Raw genomic sequence first — 26,127 nt, 5'->3', positions numbered from 1 at the left:
GGCCTGCTCCTTATCGCTGCCAACGGCCTAGTTTCGCCGCACAGGACAATAAACTAAATGACAATCCAATCGTGACCGCCACCCATGCCCACGCCAACTCCATCCGCCCCGACTCCATCGCCATATAGACAGCGGTGGGGATCGTTTGCGTTTTTCCCGGAATATTCCCGGCAAACATGAGCGTCGCGCCAAACTCCCCCAGGCTGCGGGCAAACGACAGCACCGCCCCGGACAACAAGGCGTTTCTGGCCAGCGGCAGCGAAATATGCCAAAACACTTGGCGCTCATTCGCCCCATCGATGCGCGCCGCTCCTTCAACGGTTGGATCAACGGCTTCCAGACCCGCTTTGGCCGCCTGGTACATGAGCGGAAACGACACAACAACCGCCGCCATCACCGCCGCGCCGGGTGTAAACAGCACCGTTGTGTGAAACCACGTTTCCATCAACTGTCCGATCGGGCTATGCCGCCCAAACAGCACAACAAGCAAAAAACCGACAACCGACGGCGGCAGCACGAGCGGCAACATAAACACCGTCTCCACGATCGTCTTCCCACGAAACCGGCGGCGCGCCATCCACCTCGCCGCCGCTGTTCCAAGGATTGCGACGATCACGCCGGCAAGAAGCGATACGTTTATCGATAACCATACCGGTGACCAAAACTCTTCCATCGACGAGCCTCTCTCTGTTCCGTCTCCCTTTTACCATACGAAAACAAACAGTAGAATGCTGTGATGCTACTCACATTGTAACATAGAAAAAGGAAAAACCAATTTAGAAAAAAATTGTGACGCCTCGCACAAAAAAACAGTAACCGGTGATTTTTTTCACTCTCTCCCGCTGTGATGATTTTTACAATAGAAATAGCTGAATGAATGGAGGGGCTATCGATGGAAGCTGCAGTGAATGGATATTTTCCCCATTTACGTTCTTTGTTGCAATCGTCGAAAAAAGTGATTCCACTTCGCAAGCACTCCTTTTTGTTCCAAGAAGGGATGCCGGCCAATGAGCTGTACTTGATTCTTTCCGGCAAAGTGCAAGTGAGCAAAATTTGCCCGAACGGAAAAGAAATGTGCTTCCGCATTTGCGGAAGCGGGGAAATCGTCGGCGAGCTGACGCTGTTTACGAACGATGCACGCTACTTGTTGACGGCCAAGGTAATAGAGCCAGGCGAAGCGGCAGTCATAAACAAAGAGGAACTGGAACAGCAGCTGCTGATCAATCCGCCCCTTACCCTTGAATATATGCGCTGGATCAGCAAGCATGTCCGGCGGACGCAGATGAAGTTTCGCGATCTTATCATGCACGGCAAAAAAGGGGCGCTCTATTCAACACTCATTCGTTTATGCAACAGTTATGGCGTCCCGCTTGAAGATGGAAGCATCTTCATTGACGTAACGTTAAAAAACCAAGACTTGGCCAACTTTTGCGGCACGACGCGCGAAAGCGTCAACCGGATGCTCAATGCGTTAAAACAGGAAGGGATTATCTCGATGAAGCGGGGGAAAATTACGGTTCATGATTTAAACTATTTGAAAACGGAAATTCAATGCGAAGACTGTCCGGCGGATATTTGTTGCATTGAGTGAGCGGTGCACCGTAGTTAGGGGTCTGTCTGATCGTTCCCCTTCGATACACAGCAACGACCAAGCCATTTTGGCGCGCTGATTAGAAGAACGCCCGACCGACCGTTGTTCGCGGCCTGCCGGACGCTCTCTTTTTTTCGATTGTGATGCGAATCACTTCTTTTTCTTTTCACCGCCGTATAATACGTTTTCCCTTTGTCAATTTCAATGTCAGTGATTTGCGCCGTCATTTCAACGCGGACGTCATGCAGACCGATCCGCTCCATTTTCAACGGCACCGGTGCTTGGTTCAATCCTTTATGCGCCGCTAACATGTTCGCAGCAGACTGTTGCGTAGTTGCCGCTGTTCCGTTTTTATTTTCCGCCTTTGCCTCTCCTCCTCCCCCGTTGCTGCATGCGGCCAAACGCGATGCAACCAACGCAACTGACAACAACGTAGACACATTTCGTTTCACTGTTTTCCCCCCCTTCAGTTGATTTGATTTACACCTTCAGCGTACGCCATTTCTGCCTTTTCCCCTAGTGATTTGTATCACCAAGGAGCGGCCATGTTTGAAAAGTTCGTGAAATAATGAGCAATAAATATTCGCAATGTAGCAACCGTAACGAATGTAGCCCTATTCACTAACGGAGAACGACCTTCCTCTTTGCGGATCGCCATTTTCCATCCTTTCGTTGAACTTGTACCTCCGCAAACCAAAAAGAGGCCAAAAGCATATGCTTTTGGCCTCTTTGGATCTGGAATCGGGTTTTACGATGCGTATCGCTTCGTCGGTTCGCCGGCTTTTTTGCCAAATACGAGCCGGTTCAGCAAGAAGCAAATAAGGGCAAACAAGCTAAGGAGCAGAAAACCGAGCACGTACGAACCTGTTGCATCTTTCAGGATCCCCATGACAATCGGCGGAAAAAAGCCGCCAAGTCCGCCCCAGGCACCGACAAGGCCGGTGACGGCGCCCGTTTCGGCTGGGAACAGCTGCGGCACGAGTTTGAACACCGCACCGTTGCCCAGCCCAGACATCACGGCCACAAACAAACAAGCCGCTGTCATCACCCAAATATTTTCCATTCCAAACGCGATCACCAACGCGCCGATTGTCATTCCAGCGTAGACGAACGTCAACACCCGTTCAGCTCCGATTTTATCGCCAAGATAGCCGCCGACTGGCCGCGCGAGCGTAGCGAGTACAGTAAACCCAGCCGCGCGCATCCCAGCATCCACTGGCGTCAACCCATACAAGTCAACGAGCAGCGACGGCAAGTAAATGCCGAAAGCGACAAACGCCCCGAACGTAACAAAGTAAAAGAGCGACAACGTCCACGTATGTTTATATTTCAATACCGACAGCGATTCACGCACCGTTTTTTGTTGTTTCGGTTTCGGCATATCCGGTGTGAAAAACCAAACGAGAACGAGCATGACGACAACCGGAATGATCATCCCCCAAAAAGCCCAAGGCACACCAAACGCTGCGGCAATCGATGGAACGGAAAACGAAGCAACCGCCGTGCCGATGTTGCCTATCGAGTTAATCCCAAGCGCCGTCCCTTGCTTTTCCGGCGGAGTCAAGCGGGAAACGAACGTCATCGAAATGGCGAACGACGTTCCGGCCATGCCGATGAAAAACGCCCAAAACAGAAGCATCGCATACGAATCTGCAAACCCTGCGCCAACAAGCGGAATGACAAGAAACAAGAGCAGCAGCGAAAACAGCCTGCGCCCGCCGATCCGGTCCGTCCAAATGCCAAGCGGCACACGCATGATCGAGCCAAGCAGCACCGGAATGGCGACCAAAATGCTTTTTTGCGTCGATGTCAGCCCGTACATTTGCTGAAACGTACTCGCAAGCGGCGAAAACACGGCCCACACGGCGAATGAAAACAACATGGCGAACGTCGTAATCGGCAGCAGCGCCTTTTGTTTATTCATGAAAAGCCCCTCCCAAACTTTCAAAATTTGTGACGCTGTTTGTACTTCCATCATACACAGGAAAAGGAAACAGATTTGTGAGGCTTATCACATTCTTGCCTGTTGTCACCATTTTGCCACAAGCGTTGTCACGGTTTTGTCACATCCAAAAAAAGAAAAAGCCCGTCCCCAAAAGGAACGGACACGATTTGGCAGAACGTTTTTCACATCCGAACGATAAGAAACGCTGTTGGGCGCACACATCTCTTCCGCCCCGTCTACGGAAACAACTTGTTTTCTCACCCACTCCGCCCGTATCTCCTGCCTCATAAACAACCAATACGCGATCGCAAAGCAGATGAGAGTGGCGGCAATGAGCGCGGTCACCTGCGGCCAAATGAGCAGCAAACTTTGCGAGAATGGCAAGGGGGTCTCAACAGCGCCGGCCGTTTGCTCCACCGTGACGATCCCTAGCGTTCGGACGTCCGGCGAAAAAGGCGGTTGTTGATTCATTGAACAAGTAGCTCGGCGACAATCTCATGAGACCAAGCACCAACTCTTGACGGCCGACCGCCTGCTCGACGGACGTAATGGCATCAAACTGCAAAAACGATTTCGCAAACACTTCCACGATCATCGAGTAGAAAAGATTGAAAAACAGCCAAACGGCCATCGACGACAACGCGGATGTCGCCGCCTGGCGGAAGACGACGGAAAACAAAATGCCGAGATTCAGCCAAAAGGCGATATACACAAGACATAACAACAAAAAGCAGACCATGCGGGCAAACTCTTCGAAAGTAGGCGGAATCACCAAGACCAAAATGCCCAACGCCATCACGAGCAGGCCGAGCGAAAGAAACAAAACAGCATTCAACAACAGCGCAGCGACAAACACCAAAAGGAGGAAGCGCGGCGCCGACCGGGCCCGAGACCTTTATAGTCGAGTTGAACCACGAATGATCTTTCAACAAAAACGGGGAAGGGCGCCTGCTCCTCCCCCGTATGTTTTGAACACACATCCAACATCCGCCGCATGCGCCCGGGCAACCATCTCACGAACGCCGTAGCGCCGTCATTTTAAGCGGCTGTTTTTCACCGCCTTCTTACCGTTGGCTTCGCTCTTTTGTCCGCAGCGCCTTTGGAATGTAAACACAATACGGCTCGCTTTCCAAATAGTCGCCCGTTACAGCGTAAGCGCGTGAACGAGAGCCGCCGCACACATATCGGAACTCGCAGACGCCGCATTTTCCTTTATATTTGTCCGGATTGCGCAAGTCTTGGAAAATCGGCGAGTGTCGGTAAATGTCCGCCAGCGGCGTTTCCCGGACGTTCCCGGCTTTGACCGGCAGCAGCCCGCTCGGATAGACGTCGCCAATATGGGAAATAAAGACGAAACCGTTGCCGTCGTTTACTCCTTTCGGCGCGCGGCCGAGCCCGTCGACTTGTCCGGTCAACCCTTGGTTCAACACATCTTCGTAACGGATGCCGCCTTTTGTCGCTTTTCCTTCGCGCATTTTCGCCTGCAGCACAACGCGGCGGTAATGCTGGCCGGCTGTCGTTTTAATGTCAAACGGAACGCGCTTGCTCGTTTCATACAACCAGCGGAACACCCGCTCATGCTCGATGGGGGAAATCATGTCCTCCTCCTTCCCCCTGCCTGTCGGCACAAGGAAAAAGACGCTCCAAAGGACGCATTTCATCTTCTCAACCAATTCCGCCATTTCATCAAGCACATGAACGTTGTATCGCGAAATGACGGTGTTGATTTGCACGGGAATGTCGAGCTCATGCAAGTATTGAATCGCACGGATCGTCAAATCAAACGAGCCGCTCACGCCGCGGAAATGGTCGTGAATCTCGGCGTTCGGCCCGTCAAGGCTAAATGCCCAGCGCGACAGGCCGACCTCTTTTGCTTTGCGGATCGCCTCTTTCGTCACGTTCGGCGTCGCGCTTGGCGTCATTGACACGCGCAGCCCTTTATCGATCGCATATTTCGCTAAATCGTACACATCCGGACGCATGAGCGGATCGCCGCCCGTAAAGACGAGCATCGGCTGATCCATCGCGTAAATCTCATCGATCAGTTTTTTCCCTTCCTCAAACGTCAACTCGCGCGGATCGCGATGGTATTGCGCTTCGGCGCGGCAATGAAGGCACTTGAGTTGACAAGCTCTCGTCAATTCCCAAATCACAATAAACGGATTTTCATTAAAATCGCGCATTGCGGCCCCCTCCTTGGCCTCCATTGTACCGCAACATTCAGGCGCGTTATGTGATATCGATCACATCCACAGCAAAGCCACAACAGAGGGCGATCGTACCATGGGCGAAGATGACAGCCATCTGAACAGGCGGTATAATATATTGACCCGACATACGCCCAAAAAGTAAAGCAAGGATGGCTCTTCTGATTGAAAAAAAGTATATGCTATGTCTGCTTCGGCCACAATTCCCCCTTCACCGGTACTCTCCCTCCGTATTGACATTGCGCCATACGGTTTCATCCGCGGCAAGCTGTTGGGCGTCAACATAGCGGACGCGGGCGCGGTCAATAAGCGAGATCATCCGCCGTTCGCCGGCATCAAGCAGCTCGGCGATCACGGAGCGAAGCCGTCGGTGGTATAAGGCGACCAATGGTTCGGGACGGACGCCATGGAGCGGGACGATGGCGTCAAACATCGGATCAATATAGGAAGCAAGCCGCTCTGTCACTTCCCGCCGCATGTACGGCATGTCGCACGGCAAGACGAACACCCAATCCGCTCGGCTCTGTTCCATAACGGTGTAAAGGCCGGCCAGCGGCCCACAGCCGCGGCAGCGCTCGACATCGAGCAGCACCGGGATATCCGTTTGGCGGCGGAATTCATCGACAAGCGACGGGTGGCTGACGATATACAATTCATCCGCGATCGGATCGAGCGCCGCGACCGACCAAGTGAAAAACGGGGCGCCTTCGTGCAGCGCAAACGCCTTCGGCCGCCCGAACCGGCGCGACTGGCCGCCGGCGAGCACCGCTCCGGCAATGGCTCGTTTCATCTCTATCCCCTCTTTCCGAACATCATCTGTCCCTACCGTACCATACGAACCGGCGAAAAAAAAAGATTTCCGCCTGTCGACGGAAATCCCTATGGAGCGGATGATTTATTTTTTGCCGATGGCCACCCGCCATACGTCCGGCCCTTCCTCTAAGTACTCCCATGTAAACTGATCCGGACGCTCCATCATGAATTGGTATTGCAGCGGACGCGGGTCATGGTCATTCGTCAGCTCCATCACTTCCCCCGGCTTCAAATTGTCAAACAGCCGAAAAATTGCCGGATGGCGATCGCGCGGCGGATAGTCCGGGGCGTGGATTTTGGCAGCAAATTGGTTCATAACATTGGCCTCCCTCTAGAAATGTTGATGTATCAAGGCTTTTCGGCCCCTCAGGGGTGTCCAAAAAATATTTTTCGACAAAATCCCTTACATCCTTTTTCAGTTTTGTGGATATCTTACAGACCTAGGGTGCGCTTCGCGGCCACGGCTGGGGATATTTTCCTGCCGTGGGGGGAAGCATATTCGATGCACCCTTTGGATCTCCGCGTCGCTGATGAGGACGAACCCTCCCATGTCTCCGGGCGTCTTCGCGCCAACATTCCCTCGTTCGGTCTCGTCATCAGGCGGAGGCCGGCCAAGCTCCTTTAGGGACTCAAGGTCGAATGGATGAAATCACGCCAGCTTCTCCGGTGTCATCTCGTTGTCCAACGATTCTTCCGTTCGCAGGGGGAGGCCTTAGGCCGCCCGTTGCACCTGGGACAAGACGTCCTGTTTCATTCGCTCCGCGTCAAACGCTTGTTTCTTCGTACAAATCGCAAACAGCACATTCAACAGCTTCCGGCACAAGGCGACGATGGACTGCTTTCCGGTCAGCGGATTGACGGATCGGGTCGTATAATACTCATGCAGCTCGCGAAACGCCTCGTTATGCCGAATCAGCGGAATCATCGCCCGAAACAGCACCGAGCGCAACCGTTTCCGTCCCCGTTTGGAGATGTGCTTTTGCCCTTTGCGCTGGCCGGAGGAGTTCTCCTTGAGCGTCAGGCCCGCCAACTTCACCAATTGGCGCGGGTCCCGATAATGGGCGAAGCTGCCGATCTCCGCCAGCAGATCGATGATCGTGGCGTCTCCCAACCCGTCGACCGTTTTCAACCATTGGTACTCCATCGTCGTTTGAACCAATGCCTTCAACTCGGCGTCCAGTGCAGCGATCTCCGCCTCCAATTGGCGGTATCGGCGGACGAGCGCGGCGATCTCAAACCGGGCCATCGCTGTCCCTTCCGTCACCCCAATCGAGTCCTTCGCGGTGTTGATCAACGCCTGAATTTTGGCCTTCTGCGGGCATTTCATCCCTTTGCTTTGCCGGTACACCTCGATGAGCTCCTCGGCGGTCCGACCGGCCATATCAGCCGGAAGCGGCGTCCACTCCAACACCGAAAGCGCCGTTTTCCCCAAGTCACGAAACACGGTCCAAAACTCTGGAAAATACCGATCCGTCCAGCGGACGATCGCGTTTTTCACCGCCGTCTGTTCCTTGCGGAGCTTCTCTTTGAGCGTGCTTCCCACGCGCAAATCGGCTTCGATCTCGTGCAGCAGCCGGGGAACGAGGAATCGTCCGTCTTTTGCCAGTCTGGCAATGACCAGGGCGTCTTTGGCGTCGTGTTTCGTCGGCAGGTTGTCATCGAGTTCTTTCGACCGGCACACATGCGCCGGGTTGACCATGACCAACGGGATCCCGTGCTCCTCGAGGAAGTAGGCCAGGTTCAACCAGTAGTGCCCGGTCGGCTCCACCGCGACGATCACCTCTGACTTCCCAAACGCTTGCATCGCCTCCTGAATCGCTTTATACAGCTGCTGAAACCCCTCTTTCGACTGGAAGATCGGGAACGACTTGCGAAGCACGCGCCCCCGGTCATCCACGAAGCAGGCGTAGTGGGTTCGTTTCGCGATATCGATGCCCACGACAAGCGTTTGTTCCGTAACTTGATCAATTTTATAGTTTTGTGTACAATTCATCTGAAGTCCTCCTTGGTATGGTGAGTGATGTGGTTGACACCCCTGCATCATACCAAGAGGGCTTTTTTTGATCAAGTCCCCGGAAAAGCTCCTAACGGGAATGCTCCTTTGTAGTATAATGAATTATATACTTTATCATAACCGCTTGAACCTTGGGGGGGTAGTGACGAGCGTCACAGCCCGAAGGTGAACATGTTCAATCCCCATGAAAGGAGAAATGGCGGTTGGAAGAGCTTGTTGGCTTTTGCGCGCAATGCGGCAAGCCGATCCATTGTCTGCATGGGTTTTTAAACGGCGTCGTCAGCCGAGAAACAGAGACGTTGTACTGCTTTCCATGCCATGACAAGCAAAAGGAAACCGAACACACCACGCCGGACAAATGCCACAAGTGATTGAAAACGTTCACAAATGAAAGGGGGCTGACCCAAAAATCCACTAACAAGTGGACTTTTGGAGCCAGCTCTTTCTTTTTTAAATCGTACATTGATCATGAACGATTCCGATTAAATCCCTTGTTTCTCCCTATTATTAAAGAAAGGAAGTTCGATTTTCTTAAAAACAATGTCGCTGCCGGGATTAACATGACCGTACGGGCTAAAACGCACTCCTTTTCCTGGACGGATACAAAGCGACAATGACACAAAACGTTATTTTCAAATTTCTACGAATCATTTATAATATGAATGGGGAACGATTGTCCTCATTTGTTCTGCGCTACAATCCCATCCCTTTCCTCAACTACTTACTCTACACGTTCGTTTCCCCAGTCCTCAAAAGAAAGGAGCGATTCATCATCACTCGCTTTTCCAGGGCTGCTATATATCTCCTGAATCCGTGATAAAAACGCGTTCAAACTGCTGAGAAAGCTTGATAAATCAACAAATATCACACTTTTTGCTTTTCACTCAATAAGTGAACATCCGAAACTGGGCTAAACCCTTGATATGATTACGTTTTCCGGTGCTTTTGATGAGCTGCTGTCACGGATTCAGGTATCTTATTAGAAGGGAGGATTTTCCTCGGAAGAGATATTGAACCAAATTTTGGACAAGCTCCAAATGATCGAACATGAAGTAAGCGATATCAAAACAAACATGGCAACGAAACAGGAGCTCGAAGAAGTGAAGCAAAACTTCACAACAGAGCTTGAGGATATTAAAGCCAACATGGCAACGAAACGAGAACTTGAAGAAGTGAGGAATCGTTTCACAAAAGAGTTCGAAGATATTAGAACCAACATGGCCACTAAACAAGAACTCGAAGAAGTGAAGCATAGTTTCACAAAAAAGATCGAAGACATTAAAGCCAACATGGCCACCAAGCAAGAGCTTGAAGACATTAAAACCAACATGGCCACCAAGCAGGAGCTTGAGGACGTAAAGAACAACCTAATGAAAGAATTAGATCATGTCAAAGCCAATATGGTCACAAAGCAAGAATTTGTTTTCCTCCAACAAGCAGTGCTTGAAACAAATGAAATCGTTAAGAAAATAGAACAAAACATGGAAAAGCACGAACGGATTTTAGATCTTCTTTCTAGGCGTTCGATTGAACACGAAGCGGCAATTTCCAGCATTCGTCTTATAAAGACAACATGAGCAAGGAGGAAGCATCTCTCCTTGCCTTTCTGAGGTGCGGCCGCCTTTATAGTAAAGGAAGAAACATCTCCATCGGAATGCGTTCGACCATTTCGTAAACTACATGAGCCATATGATCCAGTGGAATGATATCGCCTGGCAACGTGAGATGATTCATGGTACACTCTTCAAAAATTATGATGATGTTTCATAAACGAATCGCTCCTTTTCCAGTGATAGTGGTTATGGTAACTCTATTCTGCCAGAAAACGAACGATATTTTGGTGTAAAAAAGGGGCTAATTCCAAAACGCATTCGCGTTTTTGGTCAGCCCCGTTTTGGTTATTCTTCCTCCGCCAAATTCGCCACCGGCAGCTCTTCCCCTTCGCCGTGCGTTGGCTTGCGCAAATGGAACAGCACCTTGATGGCGAAAACAAGCAACGCAACGACGCCGATCAAAAAGATCGTATCCGGAACAAAGCGGACAAGCAGCAAGTTTTGTACGACGTCTTGTTGCAAGAACGAAGGCGAACGGGACGCCCAATAGCCGTGTTCAAACGCTTCTTTGATTTGCAGCACCCCAACCGGGAGAAGCGTGATGAGAACCATGCCAGCCAGGCCGATGTTCAGCATCCAGCAAGAGAATTTCAGCCATTTGTCGTTCCATGCTTCCGGTTTGACGATGTTGCGCAGCGAGTAAAGAAGCACGGCGATCGCAAACATGCCATACACGCCCATCATCGCCGCATGGCCGTGGGTCGGCGTTAAGAATTGCCCGTGTTCAAAGTAGCTGACCGCCGGCAAATTGATGAGAAAGCCGAACACCCCGGCGCCGACCAAGTTCCAGATCGCTGTGGAGATCAAAAACCAGAATGTGGCCTTATACGGGAAGTTGACCCCGCCGTCGCGCATCATTTTATATTGTTCGTACGCTTCTAAAATAAGGAGCGTAAGCGGAATGACCTCGAGCGCCGAGAACACCGCGCCAAGAGCGATCCATACTTCCGGTGAACCGTTGTAGTAATAGTGGTGGCCGATGCCGATCACACCGCTGCCCAATAAAATCGTAAATTGGAAATAGAGAGCCCGGACTGTCGATTTTTTCGTCACCAATCTCATTTGTACGAGCAAAAACCCGATGACAACAACGGCGAACACTTCGAAAATGCCTTCGACCCATAAGTGGATGATCCACCAGCGCCAAAAGTCAGCCATCGTAAAGTTCGTATCCGGCTCGATAAAGAACGCGAAGATGTAAAAGAACGGAACGGCGATGGCTGAGTAAAACAGCAAGTGGATGAGCCCGCCTTTGTCGCTTTCTTGCTTCAGCCCTCGTTTGATGCCGCGAAAGACGATGAACAGCCAAAGCAGCATGCCCACGACTAAAATGATTTGCCAAACGCGGCCGAGCTCAATGTATTCCCAACCTTGGTGGCCAAACAAGAACCAGCTGTTCCCTAAGTAGCCGTTGACGCCTAGCCATTGGCCGATCATGCTGCCGGCGACAAGGACGACAAGCGCCCAGAAGAGCAGATCGACGAGCAGCCCTTGCTTTTTCGGCTCTTGCCCACCGACAAGCGGCGCGATGAAAATCCCCATGCCAAGCCAAGCGGTGGCAATCCAGAAAATCGCCAGCTGCAAATGATACCCTTTGGCGATGTTAAACGGCAATAGGTCATGGATCCATTTGATGCCGAAGAAGCTGTCCGGTTCCGTATAGTAGTGGGCGAGCAACGCCCCGAACATCGCTTGCACGAAAAAGAGCGCGGCGACGACAACGAAATATTTGCCCGCTTTCACTTGCGACGGAGTCAGCGGCTGCCGCCGCAAATCGATGACCGGAAACTTTCCTTCTGTATACGCTTCTTGCATGCTTAACTGATAGCGGTGGAACACATACAAAATGATCCCGATGAACAAAATCAAAATCGTGACGCTCGCGCCGCTCCACCATACCGCGGAAAATGACATCGTATTGCCGGCGTCCTCATAGTACGGCCAGTTGTTCGTATAGGTGATGTGGTCGCCAAGTCTTGGCGTGCTTGACAGCCAAGCGGTCCAGAAGAAAAAGTCGGCAATTTGCTTGATTTGGTCGCCGTCCGCGACCCAAGCACGGCTTGATTTTGGCATGTCACTTTCTTTGATCAATCCTTTTTTCAATCCCCAACCGTCGCCATTGGTGAACACGTCGCGGTAATAGTCGCGCACTTTTTCCAACCCGTATACTTGCGCATCTGTCAGGACGAGAACATCCGTAACCGGGTTGTAGCGATTTTTTCGCATTTCCTTGATGACTTGTTCGCGGATGATCGTTTTCTCATCGGCGGTTAAATCGGCAAACGGTTTGTGATACCGCTCTTTTGCTTTGTAATCTTGCATGCCTTCCGTATAAATTTTCAACGCTTCCGCCGTATAGTCCGGCCCCATATACGACCCATGCCCAAGCACGGTTCCGTAATCCATCAGCCCGTATTTTTGGAAGACGGCCTGCCCGCCGATGATCGTTTCTTTCGTCATCAACACTTGGCCGTCTTCACTGCGCACTTCCTTCGGCCTCGGCGCCATTTCTTTAAAAATCCAATATCCGCCGACAAGCAGGACAGTGAAGCTGATTAAAATGGTGAAAATGAGAATCGATTTGAGAAAACCGTTGGTCGTTTGCCGCCCCGGCCGCATGTTGGGGCGAACGGATCGATGAACTTCCATATGAGACAACCTCCTTCTCGTTTGTTCGCCCCCATTGTAGCGTGCTGAATCGAGGCCGGTTTGTGAGCTGGGACAAATGTCCGTTATGATTTATATCACAGCTTTATGGCGTAAGAATGTATACAATGAAGGCAAAAAAGGCCAAACGGCGCGGATGTTCAAAAAGAGAAAAGCATCGATGCTCTGTTGACAGCCGCCACACTTTTGTCACATTTCCAAAGGAGAGAACGCCATGGCGAACCATTGGATGAAAGACCGCTTAAAAGCTGTTCCGTTGTTTCGTGAACTGTCCGATTACGAGCTTGATTCGCTGGTTGCCATTTCCCACGTGCGCGTTTACAAGCCGCGGACGTTTGTCTTTATGCAAGGCGACCCGTTAGAACGTGTCTATTTCATTCATTCCGGCACGGTAAAAATTTATAAAACGGACTTCAGCGGGAAAGAACAAATCGTTTCGATTTTGCAGACGGGAGAAATGTTTCCGCATGCCGGCTTTTTCTTAAAAGGCACCTATCCGGCCCACGCCGAAGTGGTCGAGGAAGCGACATTGATCGCGATCCCGATCCACGATTTCGAACAAGTGCTGATGGCGAGCCCTGAACTTTGCATAAAACTGTTCCGCGTCATGGGCGAAAAAATCGTCGACTTGCAAAACCGGCTTGAGGCGCAAGTGCTCCATAATACGTACGAACAAATCGTGCTGCTTTTGTTGCGTCTGACGCGCACGAACGCCGTCAAACAAGGGAAGTGGCACCGTCTCACCGCCCATGTGACGAACCGCGAGCTGGCCAACATGATCGGCACCGCCCGGGAAACGGTCAGCCGGACGTTGAGCCAGCTGAAACGGAAAGGGCTGATTGACGTCGACGAACACGGCTTTTATTTGATTGACCGCGAAGGGCTCGAACAAGAAATCTTTTTCTAACTCCTTTTTCCCCATCGTCCGGTACCGGTCGGGATGCGCAATGGAGCTGATGGGGTTTCCTTTCAAACATTTCGGCAAGCCCATCTTTCTGGAACATGCTATTCCGCCCTTTCAAACGAAAACGAAACCTTTTTTCCAAAGTGGAATATGTCATGTTTCGGCCGAAAGATGTGAGCTATATCACAACATTCCACAGTGAAAATAATTATCATGATAGTCAAAAAGGAGGAAAGCGCATGGGTGTGACGATTGAACTCGATGTGCGCGAAGATTTGCGGCAGAAACGTGAGCCGTTTGAAAAAATTATGAACGCCATCAAACCGCTGCAGCCGGGCGATACGTTCATTTTGCACGCTCCATTCAAGCCGCTGCCGCTGTTTCCGATTATGAAAGCGAAAGGATTTACTTACGAGGCCGAACAAATCGAAAAAAAACATTGGAAAGTAACGTTTGTGAAGCAGGGGGGATGACCGATGATCCTCGATAACCGCGGACTCGAGCCGCCGCAGCCGATGATGCGGACGCTCGCTGCCCTCGCGAAGCTGAATCCTGGGGAGACGCTGACGATCATTAACGACCGCCGCCCGATGTTTTTGTACGAACAGCTTGACGAGCTCGGCTACCGGCACGAGACGGTCGCACGCGAAGACGGCAGCTTTGAAATCCGCATTACGAAAGGATGAGCAACGTGTTTCCTACTCGCACGGGGACGGAAACAGACGTCCGTCTTCCGTTCTCGTTTATCATGTTCGCCGTGTTGGCGTTCGCCGCGTCGCAGCTTATGTTGCTTGGAGCGATTCCCTCACTTAGCAGCGGCGCGTTCCGGCTGCCGTTCGTATGGGCGGCGGCCCACTTGGCGTTGCTTGGCTTTGCATTGATGACGGCCATGGGGGCGATGTACCAGCTCGTTCCGGTCGCCTTTTTGACGCCGATTTGGAGCGAGCGGCTCGGTTTTTGGCAGTTTGCGATCACCGCTCTCGGCATCGTCGCCTTTGCCGCCAGTTTAGCGTTTACGCCAAACCAAGCGTTTCTCCCTGGCTTGCTTCTGCTGTTCGGCATCGTGCTGTTTGTCTGGCAAATGGCGATGACATTAAAACAACAAAAAAACAAAACGATCATGACGCTGTTTGTCGCGACTTCCTTGTTGTTTTTGCTGCTGACGGGCGCCGCTGGAGGGCTGCTTGCCTTTCACTTTTTCGCCGCCACAGGCGCCAACAGTCATGAAACGGTGTTCGGCTTGCATGTGCTGTTCGGGCTGTGCGGCTGGTTCACACTGCTCATCATAGGCTTTTCGTACAAAATGGTACCGATGTTCTCGCTCGCCCACGGCTTTTCGCTGCGGCCGGCGCGTTACGTCTATGCGCTGTACATCAGCGGGATTGCGGTGGCGTTCGCCAGCTTATTCTTGCGAAGCCACGCATGGCTTATAGCCGGTGCAGCCTTGCTCATGAGCGGATTCCTTGTTTTCGCCTGGCATATCCGCGCCATTTTGCAAAAGCGGATGAAAAAAACGCTTGACCGCCCGTTCCGCTTTTCGCTTTCGGCCATCGTCATCGGCCTTGTGCTGCACGTTGCCGCCTTTGTCGCCATCGTCGTCGGCAGCGGACGGCTGCTTGGCATCATTGTTTATCTATTCATTGTCGGCTGGATTCTCTTCAGCATCGTCGGCTATTTGTTCAAAATCGTGCCGTTTTTATGGTGGACGCATCGCTACAGCGAAAAAGTCGGCCAACAAAACGTGCCGACGTTAAAACAAATGATGAATGAACGAGCCGTCACCGTCCAATGCCGCCTATGGCTTTTCGCCCTCGCGCTGGCGGCCGTTGCGCTTGCTGTCGCGAGCGTGCCGCTGTTCGCCATCACTCAAGTACTGTTGGCTGGATTAAGCGTTGCCTTTGCCGGAACGATTTTAACGGTCTTCCGAAAATAAGCGAATGAGGAGGAAAAGAACGATGGATGTCCGCGAACTTGCCATTCAACAGCTGAAAACGGTCCTTGATCCGGAGCTCGGCATTAACGTCGTCGATTTAGGGTTGATTTATGACTTAAAAATCGAAGATGGGCATATCAATGTCCTGATGACGCTCACGACCCCCGGCTGCCCGCTTCACGACTCGATCGCCGGCGGCGTCAAACGGGCGCTTGAGCACATTGACGGCATCCGTGACGTGCGCGTCCAAGTGACATGGAACCCGCCATGGACGCCGGAGCGAATGAGCGAAGAAGCGCTCCGGCAGCTTGGGCATTTTTCTTGAAACACTCCACTTTTCCATCCCCTTTTCGCCGTTCGCCCGTGTTGGGCGGGCGGTTGTTTCATTGTTCTGCAACTGCTGAACACTCCCCGCCCTTTATTTTTGTATCATATAGAAAAACAAGAACCATCGCTTGGCTATTTAAAGGAAAAACGAATCGAGGCCGCGAATCATATGCCAAGAGGTGAGAGCGATGTTTGCTAAAATCGACGAGCTGAAACAACGGTTGGATTCGTTGCGCCCTTTGCCTCTAGGGATGAATCGATTGTTTTCTTGGTATGAAACGAATCAATATGCTCTTCATCCAATCGAACTGGCGGATCGTTTCCATTTTCAGCTCGTATCTATATACACGTTCCACAACCATGCCATCAAAGGAACGATGACAAAAAAGGCGAAGGCGATGTATCCGACATATCGAATCCACCGGGGAAATCCTCGCCAATCGAGGGCTTCCCGCTTCATCGCCCCTCCCGCGGCGATCCGATCCAACTCTTCGACCGGCGAAAACACCCGGTCATCCATCCGTTGAATCTCTTCTGTCCGTTGCGTTTCATGCCTCTCTTCTTTTCGAGATCCCTTCATGACGCCCCTCTTCCCCACGATTTTCATGAACAGACCAAAACGATGGTTCCATCCAACAGCCGCTATCCCCAAACATTCAACCTAATCAGCTGTGATGTTTTCCTCTTCATTATACCGTCTCTCATCGTCAGAAAGCACCCATATTTTCCACGCATTTCATGAGAGAGGACAAATGCACTTCTTCTAAGTTGGACGATGTATCTCGCTGCCCGCAGCCCCGTCTCATTCCTTCACCCGCAATAGGCGCATGCTGTTGAGTGTCACTAGCAGCGTCGCGCCCATATCGGCGAACACCGCGAGCCAAAGGGTGAGCCAGCCCGGGACGGCGGCCACGAGTGCCAGCACTTTAAGCCCTAAGGCGACGGCGATGTTTTGCCGGATGACGGCAAGCGTTCGGCGCCCAAGGTGGACGGTGTACGGCAGCTGGCGCAAATCGTCGGCCATGAGCACAACATCGGCTGTTTCCAAGGCGGCATCCGTCCCCGCCCCGCCCATCGCCACACCAATATCGGACGCGGCCAAGGCAGGGGCGTCATTCACCCCGTCGCCGACCATGGCGGTCATGCCGCAACGTTCTTTCAGCTCGCGGATCGCCGCCAGCTTCTGTTCCGGAAGGAGCTCGGCGCGAATATCGGATACGCCCGCTTGACGGCCGATGGCCTGTGCGGTTTGCTCGTGATCGCCCGTCACCATCACCACTTCCGCCACCCCAAGGCGCCGCAGCGCGGCAACCGTTTCCGGGGCGGACGGCCGCAGTTGATCGGCCGCGGCGACAAGCCCCAACAGCCGATCGGCCGTGCCGACGGCCATCACGGTTTTTCCTTCGTCCCGAAAGGCAGAGATTTGCTTTTCCGCTTCATCGGGCAACTTCCCGATCCAACTGGTAAACAAAGCGGGGCTGCCGATATAGTACGTGTTCCCCGCAATCACCGCCTTCACTCCTTGGCCGGTGAGCGATTGAAACTCTTCGACGGCCACATCAAGAAACGGTGCTCCCTCTTCTTCCGCTTTGCGGACGATGGCAGAAGCCAAAGGGTGCTGCGACCGTTTTTCGATGGCGGCGGCGATGGCCAACAGCTGCTCACGTGTTCCTTCATACACGACGACATCGGTCACGGCTGGTTTCCCTTTCGTCAACGTCCCGGTTTTATCAAAGGCAACGGCACGCAGCCGGCCGATTTGTTCGAGATGCACGCCGCCTTTGATGAGCACGCCGCGCCGAGCCGCGTTTCCGATGGCGGTGACAATCGCCACCGGGGTGGAGATGACGAGCGCGCACGGGCAGCCGATGACAAGAACGGCAAGACCGCGGTAAATCCAATCAAGCCACTCCCCGCCCATCACGAGCGGCGGAACGATGGCGATCAGAAGCGCGGTCACGATAATAAACGGCGTATAATAGCGAGCAAACCGGTCGACGAACGCTTGCGACGGCGCCCGCTCCGCTTGCGCCTCTTCCACAAGATCAATCATTTTCGCCAATGTCGTCTCATCCGCCCGCTTTGTTACTTCAACTTCGAGGAATCCTTCTCCATTCAGCGTCCCGGCAAACACTGCATCCCCCACTGCTTTTTCCACCGGCAGACTTTCACCGGTGATCGCCGCTTCATTCACTGTGGAGGCGCCGCTTATGACAATGCCGTCCAAAGCGATTTTTCCCCCTGGTTTGACGATCATGACATCCCCGACGCGAACGTCTTCGACCGGAACGGTCATTTCCTCCGTGCCGCGCCGGATGGTCGCCTCCGCAGGTGCCATCTCCATCAATGATGCGATCGACCGCCGCGCGTTCTCCATCGAATAGCGCTCAAGCGCTTCACTGATGGCGAACAAAATGACAACAACCGCCCCTTCCTGCCATTCCCCGATCGCCGTTGCACCGAGAATGGCGATCGTCATTAATGTTTTCATATCAAACTGCCAGTGGGACAGATTCCGGAGCCCCGTCCAGAACAGGGAGTAGCCTCCGATCACGATCGCCGCCAAATACATCGCAATCGCCAGCATCCCCTTGTCCGCCGCATCGGCCGCAATGCCAATCAGAAGCAATACAGCAGAGACAAGGACGTTCCTGTTCTCTTTCTTCCTCCAAAACGGTTCCGGCCGGACGGTGCGCTCTCGTTCTTCACGAATGGTCAACTGTTCAAACGCTCCTGCCTGCTCAAGTTCATCAATCGTCGCCTCGCCCCAAACGGTGAGCTTGGCGGCGCCGAAATTCACTTTCGCCTCTTTCACGCCGGGCAAGGATTTCACGTTTTGTTCAAACTTAGCTGCGCAGTTTGTGCACGTCAGTCCTTGCACGCGGTATGTTTTGGCCTCGAGCCGATCTAATGTTTGTTCATTCCCCACGGCCATCCCCCTCTTTCCGATGGGCGAGCGCGACAAGCAGCAGCTCGCGAATATGGTCGTCATCCAGCGAGTAAAAGGCGAGTTTCCCCTCTTTTCGATATTTCACAATTCCTTGCTTATACAAAATGCGCAAATGATGTGATGCCGTCGCCACCGTCGCACCAATGACGTTCGCTAGGTCACAGACGCACAACTCCTCTTCACCGCAAAGCGCATACACGATCTTCGCCCGGTTTTCATCGGCAAGCGCCTTAAAAAAAGGGACAATCTCGGCAATTGGTTCATCGCGAAGCCGCCGCTGAACCCGCTCGACCTTCTCGTCGTCATAACAGTAAACGTCGCACACATCATGACGGTGCATTCCTTCTCGCTCCTTGCCAATATTCAAATATTCATTTGAATATAGAATAGCATATCTCCCCCTTATATTCAAATATTCATTTGAATAAAAAATGTGTTCAAACGAAAAGGAGCTGACTCAAAAGTCCCTTTTTGATGAAATGTAACCGAAGTATGTGAAAGAGACCACCTCTGAAATCCTCGGTTTTACCGGGTTTTTCGTGTTGGTCTATTTTTCTATGTCGCCCCAGATAGGAGCATTACCGCTCTTTTGGGTCAGCCCCTTCCTCTTGTGAAGCACGCTTTAGCTGACCACAAACATGTTCGTTTCCTCATTGCCGATTTTGCTTACACATGCTTGCGAAACCAGCGCACCGTCTCCAAAAACGCTTCACGCGTCACTTTATGGCCGGCGTGCGGGTCGGCGATGAATTGCAGCCGGTCTTCGTTTCCTTCATAAAGTGGTTTAATTTGCTTCCTGAATCCGTGACAGCAGCTCATCAAAAGCACCGGAAAACGTAATCATATCAAGGGTTTAGCCCAGTTTCGGATGTTCACTTATTGAGTGAAAAGCAAAAAGTGTGATATTTGTTGATTTATCAAGCTTTCTCAGCAGTTTGAACGCGTTTTTATCACGGATTCAGGTTGCTTGTAAAACTCATATGTATAAGCATACGGGACGACTTGGTCGGCTTTCCCGTGCCAGATGAACAGCGGCCGCCCGGCGAGTTTTTCCGGCTGCTTGGATAAATCGTAGCGGGCGAGCTTTTCTTTTTCGAGCGCAAGCAGCGTCGGCGGCAGCGGAATGTCGATTTGGCGCCGCTTTCCTTCTTCAATCATCTCATCAAAAAAGGCGCTGTAGTTCGGGCAGCCCATGAGCGCCACCGCCGCCCTCACCCACGGATAGACGGCGAGCGCGCCGAACGTGACGATTCCGCCCATCGATGTCCCAGCGAGCCCAATCCGTTCGGGATCCGCCAATCCGCGGCTTACAAGGTCGTTTTTCATCTCCTTGATTTCGGTGATCGTGCGCACAACAATGTCCCAAAACGACAGCTGCAATTTCCGTTCGCTCAAGCCTTCGTCCCGTTCACCGTGAAACAGCGCGTCGGGAAGCACAGCGCGGTAGCCCGCCTCGGCGAGCAAGTAGCCGAAATGCAAATTCACGAGTGTTGATTATCCAAAATTAGACATACGCCTTCCATAAATTTGGGCATACTCAAACAAAGCAGCGGCCATCCCGGATTTCCAATCGAGAGGAAGCTGCCCAGAGAAAAAACGGCGAACGAACGAAATGAAGGAAAGAGAGACGTTCGTCTGTTTTTTGGTTTGATCATACAGCCATCGCAGCAACACATACGCGATGAACGCCGCAAACAGTTGGTTGTATACCGCATTTTCCGTCGTGCCAAACAAGGTCGGGACATTCAGATATTGCTTCACCCAACGGAAAAAGATCTCAACAGTCCAACGTTGTTGGTACATGTCGGCAATGGTTTCCGCAGACGCATGGAAGAGGTTCGTCACGACCCGAATGTCGCGGCCATTCGCATCTCGAAAGATCACCACCCGGTGACGCTTGGTGGAGCGGTATTGTTTCGTTCCCAACTGGCACGTGAAGTCGGCTTGAACCGATGAAGATGCGCTCGGAAGGCGGTTCAAGCTTTTTTTCTGATGAAGTTCGATGTTGTCCTTCATCCGAATGACAAAGAGCTGATGCTGCTCCACAAATCGATCGAGGCGTTCGATTTTGAAATACGCCCGGTCTTCCACGAGCACTTGTTGAGCGTTCGTCAACTGTTCTCCCACTGGGCCATCGTGACGCAGTCCGGTCGTTTCCACCACGTCTGCCGGCAGCGAGGATTCCGGCGAATACGCGACGTGCAGCTTCACTCCGGCGCGTTCGCCGTGATACGGAGCCCATGGGAGGCGGTTTTTCCCGACCGTGACGGTCGTCGAATCCACCACCCGAAGCGGTTTGGGAAACCGAAGCGAACGGCGGGTTTGGCGGTTGCACTTGGAAATGATCAACGCCAACAAGCGTTTCATGATGTCATAGGGAACTTCTTTCGCTTTCTTGGATACAGTTGAATAATGGAATCGCGGCAATCCATACAGAGGCCCCACATCGGCTCCGTGGCGAAAGCTTTTCCATTGATGCATGGCGGCCAGCAGGAAGAAGTGAATCAACTCGCGCAACGTAAAGGTTCGAGACGAATCACGATACCCAACCGCTTCGGCAATCAGTTGAATCTCTTCATCCGAAACAAGTTTTTGCATCAAATTCGGGAGTGTGGTATGCTTGTTCATAGAGAGCACCTCCTGGGTTTGTTTGTGTCGCTACTCACATTCTACAGGAAAGGTGCTCTTTTTTCTATACCCTTTGGATTTTATTGGATAATCAACACGCCTGATGCAAATTATGTTCTTTGGCGCTCGTAAAGCCGTGGATAAAGAAAATCAGCGGCAGCCGTTCGTCCCGCTTTTCCGACTTGACAACGTGAAGAACCGGCACGCCGGCCAACTGTTCCTGTTCAATGATCACCATGGTTGCACAAACCCCTTTTCTTTTTCCATCGCTATATAGTTTACCATATGGACAGCGATTTTGGAAAAGAGTTACACTATGTAGTGTAAAGAATAACGAGGGCAAAGGAGTCGGACATGAAGCCGTATTTAATCGCGTTGGATTTGGATGGAACGTTGCTCAAAGAGGATAAAACGATTTCCCCATTTACCAAAGACGTCATCCGCCGCGCCATCAACGTCGGCCATTTTGTTGTCATCGCCACCGGCCGCCCGTACCGGGCAAGCTCCATGTACTACGAAGAACTTGGCCTTGCAACGCCGATCGTCAATTTCAACGGTGCGTTTGTCCACCATCCGCGCCAGCCGTCGTGGGGCATGCACCATTACCCGCTGCCGCTTGCGATCGTCAAAGACATTGTTGAAATCAGCGAATCCTATGGAATCAAGAATATGATGGCCGAAGTGTTAGACAATGTTTATTTTCATCAACACGACGACGTCTTGCTTGACATCGTCCGCCTTGGCAACCCGACCGTGGAAATCGGTGATTTGCGCCGCTCGCTCGGCAAAGATCCGACGAGCGTGCTCGTGTACACGGACGATGATCATATCGAGCGGATTCAATCACACTTAGCGAATGTGTACGCCAACGTCATCCACCAACGGCGCTGGAGCGAACCGTGGCATGTCATTGAAATCATCCGCCATGGCGTCCATAAGGCTGCAGGCTTAAAACAAGTCGCCGACTATTTCGGCATCCCAAGGGAGCGCGTCATTGCTTTTGGCGATGAAGACAACGACCTCGAAATGATCGATTGGGCCGGGCTGGGCGTCGCCATGGGCAACGCTATCGAGTCATTGAAAACGGTCGCTGACGATGTGACGAAAAGCAACGAAGAAGACGGTATCGGCTTGTATTTACAAGATCTTCTAGGCCTGTAGCCCTGCCGCCCCCCTTGCTACGGGAGGCTTCTCGCGCCTCCCAACCACTTCTTTCCGCTTTTGCATTGATTTTTTCCTGTCGTGTCAAGCAGATTTCCGCTTTCAGAGCGACGAACGGCGGTTTGTAACGAATTTCCTTACTACTGTTCCCTGGCGGCGGTTACACTATACGTGACGCAACGCGCGTCTTCAACTTTTTAAAGGGGGAATCGGTCATGGGCAAACGAAACAAATCGAAGCGTTTCGTCCAGCAAGGCGTCGATGCGGTTGAACGGCATGACAAGCGAATCCCTTATCACCTGACGTACGCCGAGGCGGAAGCACGCAAAGCGGAAAAAGCGGTGGAAACGTCGCTTGGAGGGGCATAACGATGGGCAACCGTCTGTTTCAAGAGGCGCGCAAAGCAGTCGCACAGGCGAAACAAGCCAAAAGCGGCGAGATCGACATGAGCGTCGAGCGCGCTGTTGCCATCGCCAAAAACGCCTTGTCATCCGCGTACGCGCATTCCAACACGGCAGAAAAAGCGCAGTTGCGTCAATTTCAAGCTGAGCTTGATGAGCTCACTCAATAACAGCTGCGGGCTTCCCGCAGCTGTTTTTTTCTCTCGTCCCCGATTTTCCGTTGTATTCTGAGCTGAAAACCGCTACACTGAACATAGAAACATGAATCGCCGTTCACCTGCGGAAACGGTTCATTCATCTGATAGAGCCGTGGGGAACACGAAAGGAGAAAAGAGGAGGACGAAAGATGTCCATTCAAATCATCACCGACAGCGGCGCGGATTTGCCTCAATCGTACATTCGCGAGCATCAAATCGCCTTTTTGCCGCTTGTCGTTCATTGGAACGGCCAAGATTACGAAGACGGCATCACGATCGAGCCGAAGCAAGTATATGACGCCATGCGCGGCGGAGATGTCGTGAGAACCGCGCAGCCAAGCCCGCTGGCGATGAAGGAACTGTTTTTGCCATACGCCAAAGAAAACCGGCCATGCCTTTACATCGCCTTTTCATCGAAATTATCCGGTACATACCAAACGGCGATGGCCGTGCGCAGCGAGCTGCTTGATGAATATCCGGAATTTCGCCTGACAATCATCGACTCGAAATGCGCCTCTCTTGGCCAAGGGCTCGCCGTCATGAAGGCAGTCGAGCTGGCGAAACAAAACACACCGTACAACTTGCTTTGTGAAACGATCGAGGCGTATTGCCGCCATATGGAACACATTTTCACCGTTGACAACTTGGATTACTTGGCGCGCGGCGGACGCATCAGCAAAGCCGCGGCGGCCTTCGGGGGCTTGCTCAACATCAAGCCGCTTCTCCATGTCGAAGACGGCGCGCTTGTCCCACTTGAGAAGCTGCGTGGGCGGAAAAAAGTGTTGAAACGCATGGTCGAGTTGATGGGAGAGCGCGGCGATGATCTGCAAAAGCAAACGATTGGCATCAGCCACGCCGATGACGAAGAAACGGCGCTTGAGCTGAAGCGGATGATCGAAGAAACACACGGCTGCACGCGCTTTTTCCTCTCCGACATCGGCAGCGTCATCGGCGCACACGCCGGACCGGGGACGATTGCCCTCTTTTTTCTGAACAAATATATTGAGATCTGACGCCTTTTCCGCCGGACAAAACAAAGGCGCCTGCACAACCACAGGCGCCTGTCCTCATTACCGAAGTTGATCAAGAAGGTTGTAGTAGTAGTACGTTTTGGACCGCATCCGGCCATCCGAGAAAATTTGTTAAGAAAAATTGGCTCTTCACCACAAGTTGTACTTGATCATTGAAGATCGGTGTGCATAGAGAAAATAGAGGGTACAAAAAATGCGAATTTTCCTGTATGGTAAAGGTGTCCAAACCAAACCATTGGAGGAAAATTCGCATGTACGCTCAGTTTATCAAAGAACTCATCGATTTACCAGATGTTTTGATTCAAAAGGTGCGAAAAGAAGAAGAACGTTGGATTTTCGAACTTTCTCTTCCTGAACAATGCCCGTTATGTCCTGTTTGCTTGAAACGCACGATCAAAATGACAGGAAAAAAGAAGCAATGGATGCATGGGTATGCTCAACGGATCGGCATCTTTTGGGTGGAACTCCCTGTGGAGCGTAGACGTTGTTGTACATGTGGCATGACATTCAGCACGTCTTATCCCGGAATTTCCCCTCGAAGTGCAGCGACGGATGCGTTTCAGCAATGGGTGGCGCAATCTTGCATCGGAACATCCATTCAGGCGGTGGCTCGTATGCTCAAGCTTCCGTACACGACCGTTGAACGCTGGTTTTATACCCATGCCCCTTCCTTCCTATCGAATGACATCCAACCAAAGGCAGTTTGTGTCGATGAGTTTGCGTTTCGAAAAGGACATGATTACGGAGTGGCAGTCATGGATGCCGAAACGGGAGAAGTGTATGCCGTTGAAGCAGGAAAGAACGAGGAAGCCATTGGACGTGTGTTGGCTCCTGTGTCTGGTTCTGTTCAGTATGTCGTGAGTGATTTGGCTCCAGCGATGAAAAAAGCCATTCAAGGGGGGTGTCTGGAAGCGAAGCATGTGGTCGATTATTTTCATGTGATTCAATTGTTTACGGAAGCGTTGGATCGATGCCGCCAATCCTTCGGAAAAGGGAACAAGAAACACGGGCATGTTCGGTATGTTTGCCGCTGATTGACCCAGTGTCCCGAGAAACTCACCGAGGAGGAGCGCCAAACGGTGCGAAAGTGGCAGAAAGAGAGCGATTCTTTGCAGGCTGTCTATCAATCCCTTCAACATTTTCGTTATGTATCCAAAAGCCAAAACGAGCGACAAGCGAAACGTCGTTTGAACGCCTGGGTTCATCGGTATTTGTTTTGTCCTTGTTCTGCTGTTCGCGCCATCGCAAAATCACTCGTCAAACGAACAGACGAAATCATATCGTGCATTTTATCCCCTTATTCAAATGGGAAAATGGAGGGAACAAATAACAAGATCAAGCTGATGAAACGTCGGGGATACGGATACAGAAATATCCAGCGTTTTGCATTGCGGGTTCGGCTAGAAACAGCTAACATACTTTCATGACAGGTGCAAGTACAACTTTTGGTGATGAACCGAAAAATTCTCCATTTATCTTTCCACAAACTACCTTCCCCTATTTCCATATAGTTCATTTCCATTTGCCGCATACTAATGATGGACGATCGAAACAAGAGAGGGCTACCGATGCCAAACACGAGCGACAATGACAAAAAAGCGCGCGACAACCAAGCGAAGCGCCATGAGAAAAACATGATGCGCGAAAAAAACCGCGAAGCCGGGAAGTTCGCATATTCGAAGAAGACGGATCATTTGTGAGCAAAATGACAAAAAGGCGGTTGAAACACCGCCTTTTTCACATTG

Annotated in this window: 25 protein-coding genes and 5 pseudogenes; 14 read left to right on the top strand and 16 right to left on the bottom strand. The window is 51.9% G+C overall.

Annotated features, from left to right (window positions below; genetic code table 11):
- Positions 1–10: 10 nt before the first annotated feature.
- Complete coding sequence (gene modB / locus NSQ51_RS03805) at positions 11–673, bottom strand: molybdate ABC transporter permease subunit (RefSeq protein ID WP_033845516.1); 663 nt, start codon at positions 671–673, stop codon at positions 11–13.
- 219 nt (positions 674–892) lie between these two features.
- Here modB and NSQ51_RS03800 point away from each other — a divergent pair, with 219 nt between their 5' ends.
- Positions 893–1,591: a Crp/Fnr family transcriptional regulator gene (locus tag NSQ51_RS03800; protein ID WP_289493448.1), complete on the top strand. Its 699-nt coding sequence runs from the start codon at positions 893–895 to the stop codon at positions 1,589–1,591.
- A gap of 14 nt (positions 1,592–1,605) precedes the next feature.
- Here NSQ51_RS03800 and NSQ51_RS03795 read toward each other — a convergent pair whose 3' ends face one another.
- From NSQ51_RS03795 to NSQ51_RS03765, 7 genes and pseudogenes are all read right to left on the bottom strand, one after another.
- On the bottom strand, positions 1,606–2,043 hold the full coding sequence (locus NSQ51_RS03795; RefSeq protein ID WP_049625535.1) for a hypothetical protein: 438 nt from the start codon (positions 2,041–2,043) through the stop codon (positions 1,606–1,608).
- A 296-nt stretch (positions 2,044–2,339) separates the two neighbouring features.
- Complete coding sequence (locus NSQ51_RS03790; RefSeq protein ID WP_121650191.1) at positions 2,340–3,515, bottom strand: nitrate/nitrite transporter; 1,176 nt, start codon at positions 3,513–3,515, stop codon at positions 2,340–2,342.
- Positions 3,516–3,803: 288 nt separating this feature from the next.
- Positions 3,804–4,389, bottom strand: a pseudogene (locus NSQ51_RS03785) (ABC transporter permease subunit); the annotation flags it as partial.
- Between the two features lie 211 nt (positions 4,390–4,600).
- Positions 4,601–5,719: a TIGR04053 family radical SAM/SPASM domain-containing protein gene (locus NSQ51_RS03780; RefSeq protein WP_033013776.1), complete on the bottom strand. Its 1,119-nt coding sequence runs from the start codon at positions 5,717–5,719 to the stop codon at positions 4,601–4,603.
- 235 nt (positions 5,720–5,954) lie between these two features.
- A complete protein-coding gene (locus tag NSQ51_RS03775) occupies positions 5,955–6,533 on the bottom strand; it encodes a molybdenum cofactor guanylyltransferase (RefSeq protein WP_033013777.1) in 579 nt (192 codons plus the stop codon).
- Between the two features lie 105 nt (positions 6,534–6,638).
- Positions 6,639–6,872: a DUF2249 domain-containing protein gene (locus NSQ51_RS03770; protein ID WP_033013778.1), complete on the bottom strand. Its 234-nt coding sequence runs from the start codon at positions 6,870–6,872 to the stop codon at positions 6,639–6,641.
- 396 nt (positions 6,873–7,268) lie between these two features.
- Positions 7,269–8,549, bottom strand: a complete 1,281-nt coding sequence (locus tag NSQ51_RS03765) for an IS110 family transposase (RefSeq protein WP_033013870.1) — start codon at positions 8,547–8,549, stop codon at positions 7,269–7,271.
- Positions 8,550–8,773: 224 nt separating this feature from the next.
- On the opposite strand from NSQ51_RS03765, the gene NSQ51_RS03760 reads away from it, so the two are divergent.
- Positions 8,774–8,941, top strand: a complete 168-nt coding sequence (locus tag NSQ51_RS03760) for a hypothetical protein (protein ID WP_011230263.1) — start codon at positions 8,774–8,776, stop codon at positions 8,939–8,941.
- A 666-nt stretch (positions 8,942–9,607) separates the two neighbouring features.
- The gene (locus tag NSQ51_RS03755; RefSeq protein WP_049626642.1) at positions 9,608–10,147 is read left to right on the top strand and encodes a hypothetical protein; all 540 of its coding nucleotides are present in this window, start codon (positions 9,608–9,610) and stop codon (positions 10,145–10,147) included.
- A 321-nt stretch (positions 10,148–10,468) separates the two neighbouring features.
- Here the strand turns inward: NSQ51_RS03755 and NSQ51_RS03750 are convergent, their stop codons facing one another.
- Positions 10,469–12,832: a nitric-oxide reductase large subunit gene (locus tag NSQ51_RS03750; RefSeq protein WP_121650146.1), complete on the bottom strand. Its 2,364-nt coding sequence runs from the start codon at positions 12,830–12,832 to the stop codon at positions 10,469–10,471.
- Positions 12,833–13,064: 232 nt separating this feature from the next.
- Here NSQ51_RS03750 and NSQ51_RS03745 point away from each other — a divergent pair, with 232 nt between their 5' ends.
- The 5 genes from NSQ51_RS03745 to NSQ51_RS03725 all read left to right on the top strand — a co-directional run bounded on the left by NSQ51_RS03745 (position 13,065) and on the right by NSQ51_RS03725 (position 16,012).
- A complete protein-coding gene (locus tag NSQ51_RS03745) occupies positions 13,065–13,757 on the top strand; it encodes a Crp/Fnr family transcriptional regulator (RefSeq protein WP_011230259.1) in 693 nt (230 codons plus the stop codon).
- 236 nt (positions 13,758–13,993) lie between these two features.
- Positions 13,994–14,227 (top strand): DUF2249 domain-containing protein, encoded by a 234-nt coding sequence (locus NSQ51_RS03740; protein ID WP_049626636.1) that lies wholly within the window; start codon positions 13,994–13,996, stop codon positions 14,225–14,227.
- A 3-nt stretch (positions 14,228–14,230) separates the two neighbouring features.
- Positions 14,231–14,440, top strand: coding sequence for a DUF2249 domain-containing protein (locus NSQ51_RS03735; protein WP_013146125.1), 210 nt, complete (start codon positions 14,231–14,233; stop codon positions 14,438–14,440).
- Positions 14,437–15,687: a membrane protein gene (locus NSQ51_RS03730; RefSeq protein ID WP_049626637.1), complete on the top strand. Its 1,251-nt coding sequence runs from the start codon at positions 14,437–14,439 to the stop codon at positions 15,685–15,687. Before NSQ51_RS03735 ends, NSQ51_RS03730 begins: the two co-directional genes overlap by 4 nt.
- A 22-nt stretch (positions 15,688–15,709) precedes the next feature.
- On the top strand, positions 15,710–16,012 hold the full coding sequence (locus NSQ51_RS03725; RefSeq protein ID WP_011230255.1) for a metal-sulfur cluster assembly factor: 303 nt from the start codon (positions 15,710–15,712) through the stop codon (positions 16,010–16,012).
- A 330-nt stretch (positions 16,013–16,342) separates the two neighbouring features.
- On the opposite strand, the gene NSQ51_RS03720 is transcribed toward NSQ51_RS03725, so the two are convergent.
- The 7 genes and pseudogenes from NSQ51_RS03720 to NSQ51_RS03690 form a co-directional block, all read right to left on the bottom strand.
- The gene (locus NSQ51_RS03720) at positions 16,343–16,594 is read right to left on the bottom strand and encodes a hypothetical protein (RefSeq protein ID WP_049624322.1); all 252 of its coding nucleotides are present in this window, start codon (positions 16,592–16,594) and stop codon (positions 16,343–16,345) included.
- 222 nt (positions 16,595–16,816) lie between these two features.
- On the bottom strand, positions 16,817–18,949 hold the full coding sequence (locus NSQ51_RS03715; protein WP_183085380.1) for a heavy metal translocating P-type ATPase: 2,133 nt from the start codon (positions 18,947–18,949) through the stop codon (positions 16,817–16,819).
- A complete protein-coding gene (locus NSQ51_RS03710; RefSeq protein WP_033005425.1) occupies positions 18,933–19,304 on the bottom strand; it encodes a metalloregulator ArsR/SmtB family transcription factor in 372 nt (123 codons plus the stop codon). The genes NSQ51_RS03715 and NSQ51_RS03710 overlap by 17 nt, the downstream gene beginning before the upstream one ends.
- Before the next feature lie 326 nt (positions 19,305–19,630).
- Positions 19,631–19,771, bottom strand: a pseudogene (locus NSQ51_RS03705) (esterase); the annotation flags it as partial.
- Positions 19,772–19,927: 156 nt separating this feature from the next.
- Positions 19,928–20,446 (bottom strand): annotated as a pseudogene (locus NSQ51_RS03700) (prolyl oligopeptidase family serine peptidase); the annotation flags it as partial.
- A gap of 12 nt (positions 20,447–20,458) precedes the next feature.
- Complete coding sequence (locus tag NSQ51_RS03695; RefSeq protein WP_117203980.1) at positions 20,459–21,592, bottom strand: IS4 family transposase; 1,134 nt, start codon at positions 21,590–21,592, stop codon at positions 20,459–20,461.
- A gap of 103 nt (positions 21,593–21,695) precedes the next feature.
- A pseudogene (locus tag NSQ51_RS03690) lies at positions 21,696–21,935 on the bottom strand (esterase); the annotation flags it as partial.
- An 11-nt stretch (positions 21,936–21,946) separates the two neighbouring features.
- Between NSQ51_RS03690 and NSQ51_RS03685 the strand changes: the two are divergent.
- The 6 genes and pseudogenes from NSQ51_RS03685 (at position 21,947) to NSQ51_RS03660 (ending at position 26,082) form a co-directional block, all read left to right on the top strand.
- Positions 21,947–22,753 (top strand): Cof-type HAD-IIB family hydrolase, encoded by an 807-nt coding sequence (locus NSQ51_RS03685; RefSeq protein WP_049624320.1) that lies wholly within the window; start codon positions 21,947–21,949, stop codon positions 22,751–22,753.
- A 215-nt stretch (positions 22,754–22,968) separates the two neighbouring features.
- Positions 22,969–23,121, top strand: a complete 153-nt coding sequence (locus tag NSQ51_RS03680) for a hypothetical protein (RefSeq protein ID WP_162839623.1) — start codon at positions 22,969–22,971, stop codon at positions 23,119–23,121.
- A gap of 2 nt (positions 23,122–23,123) precedes the next feature.
- Positions 23,124–23,324, top strand: a complete 201-nt coding sequence (locus NSQ51_RS03675; RefSeq protein ID WP_015374102.1) for a DUF3813 domain-containing protein — start codon at positions 23,124–23,126, stop codon at positions 23,322–23,324.
- Between the two features lie 176 nt (positions 23,325–23,500).
- Positions 23,501–24,364 carry a DegV family protein gene (locus NSQ51_RS03670; protein WP_049626640.1) on the top strand — a complete coding sequence of 288 codons (864 nt, stop codon included), beginning with the start codon at positions 23,501–23,503 and terminating at the stop codon, positions 24,362–24,364.
- A 269-nt stretch (positions 24,365–24,633) separates the two neighbouring features.
- A pseudogene (locus tag NSQ51_RS03665) lies at positions 24,634–25,809 on the top strand (ISL3 family transposase).
- 141 nt (positions 25,810–25,950) lie between these two features.
- On the top strand, positions 25,951–26,082 hold the full coding sequence (locus NSQ51_RS03660) for a DUF3941 domain-containing protein (RefSeq protein WP_008879040.1): 132 nt from the start codon (positions 25,951–25,953) through the stop codon (positions 26,080–26,082).
- The last annotated feature ends 45 nt before the right edge of the window (positions 26,083–26,127 follow it).

It is taken from the genome of Geobacillus sp. FSL K6-0789, from assembly GCF_038593135.1.
GTDB lineage: Bacteria > Bacillota > Bacilli > Bacillales > Anoxybacillaceae > Geobacillus > Geobacillus stearothermophilus.
This window is presented reverse-complemented; position numbering and strand designations above follow the sequence as displayed.

Bases quoted from the DNA above. Each gene is read 5' to 3' on its own strand.
- NSQ51_RS03715 (WP_183085380.1), bottom strand. From the start codon at position 18,949: ATGGCCGTGGGGAATGAACAAACATTAGATCGGCTCGAGGCCAAAACA.
- NSQ51_RS03745 (WP_011230259.1), top strand. From the start codon at position 13,065: ATGGCGAACCATTGGATGAAAGACCGCTTAAAAGCTGTTCCGTTGTTT.
- NSQ51_RS03740 (WP_049626636.1), top strand. From the start codon at position 13,994: ATGGGTGTGACGATTGAACTCGATGTGCGCGAAGATTTGCGGCAGAAA.
- NSQ51_RS03685 (WP_049624320.1), top strand. From the start codon at position 21,947: ATGAAGCCGTATTTAATCGCGTTGGATTTGGATGGAACGTTGCTCAAA.
- NSQ51_RS03800 (WP_289493448.1), top strand. From the start codon at position 893: ATGGAAGCTGCAGTGAATGGATATTTTCCCCATTTACGTTCTTTGTTG.
- NSQ51_RS03770 (WP_033013778.1), bottom strand. From the start codon at position 6,872: ATGAACCAATTTGCTGCCAAAATCCACGCCCCGGACTATCCGCCGCGC.
- modB (WP_033845516.1), bottom strand. From the start codon at position 673: ATGGAAGAGTTTTGGTCACCGGTATGGTTATCGATAAACGTATCGCTT.
- NSQ51_RS03775 (WP_033013777.1), bottom strand. From the start codon at position 6,533: ATGAAACGAGCCATTGCCGGAGCGGTGCTCGCCGGCGGCCAGTCGCGC.
- NSQ51_RS03725 (WP_011230255.1), top strand. From the start codon at position 15,710: ATGGATGTCCGCGAACTTGCCATTCAACAGCTGAAAACGGTCCTTGAT.
- NSQ51_RS03670 (WP_049626640.1), top strand. From the start codon at position 23,501: ATGTCCATTCAAATCATCACCGACAGCGGCGCGGATTTGCCTCAATCG.
- NSQ51_RS03735 (WP_013146125.1), top strand. From the start codon at position 14,231: ATGATCCTCGATAACCGCGGACTCGAGCCGCCGCAGCCGATGATGCGG.
- NSQ51_RS03750 (WP_121650146.1), bottom strand. From the start codon at position 12,832: ATGGAAGTTCATCGATCCGTTCGCCCCAACATGCGGCCGGGGCGGCAA.
- NSQ51_RS03755 (WP_049626642.1), top strand. From the start codon at position 9,608: ATGATCGAACATGAAGTAAGCGATATCAAAACAAACATGGCAACGAAA.
- NSQ51_RS03780 (WP_033013776.1), bottom strand. From the start codon at position 5,719: ATGCGCGATTTTAATGAAAATCCGTTTATTGTGATTTGGGAATTGACG.
- NSQ51_RS03730 (WP_049626637.1), top strand. From the start codon at position 14,437: ATGAGCAACGTGTTTCCTACTCGCACGGGGACGGAAACAGACGTCCGT.
- NSQ51_RS03765 (WP_033013870.1), bottom strand. From the start codon at position 8,549: ATGAATTGTACACAAAACTATAAAATTGATCAAGTTACGGAACAAACG.
- NSQ51_RS03695 (WP_117203980.1), bottom strand. From the start codon at position 21,592: ATGAACAAGCATACCACACTCCCGAATTTGATGCAAAAACTTGTTTCG.
- NSQ51_RS03660 (WP_008879040.1), top strand. From the start codon at position 25,951: ATGCCAAACACGAGCGACAATGACAAAAAAGCGCGCGACAACCAAGCG.
- NSQ51_RS03675 (WP_015374102.1), top strand. From the start codon at position 23,124: ATGGGCAACCGTCTGTTTCAAGAGGCGCGCAAAGCAGTCGCACAGGCG.
- NSQ51_RS03790 (WP_121650191.1), bottom strand. From the start codon at position 3,515: ATGAATAAACAAAAGGCGCTGCTGCCGATTACGACGTTCGCCATGTTG.
- NSQ51_RS03710 (WP_033005425.1), bottom strand. From the start codon at position 19,304: ATGCACCGTCATGATGTGTGCGACGTTTACTGTTATGACGACGAGAAG.
- NSQ51_RS03680 (WP_162839623.1), top strand. From the start codon at position 22,969: ATGGGCAAACGAAACAAATCGAAGCGTTTCGTCCAGCAAGGCGTCGAT.
- NSQ51_RS03720 (WP_049624322.1), bottom strand. From the start codon at position 16,594: ATGAAGGGATCTCGAAAAGAAGAGAGGCATGAAACGCAACGGACAGAA.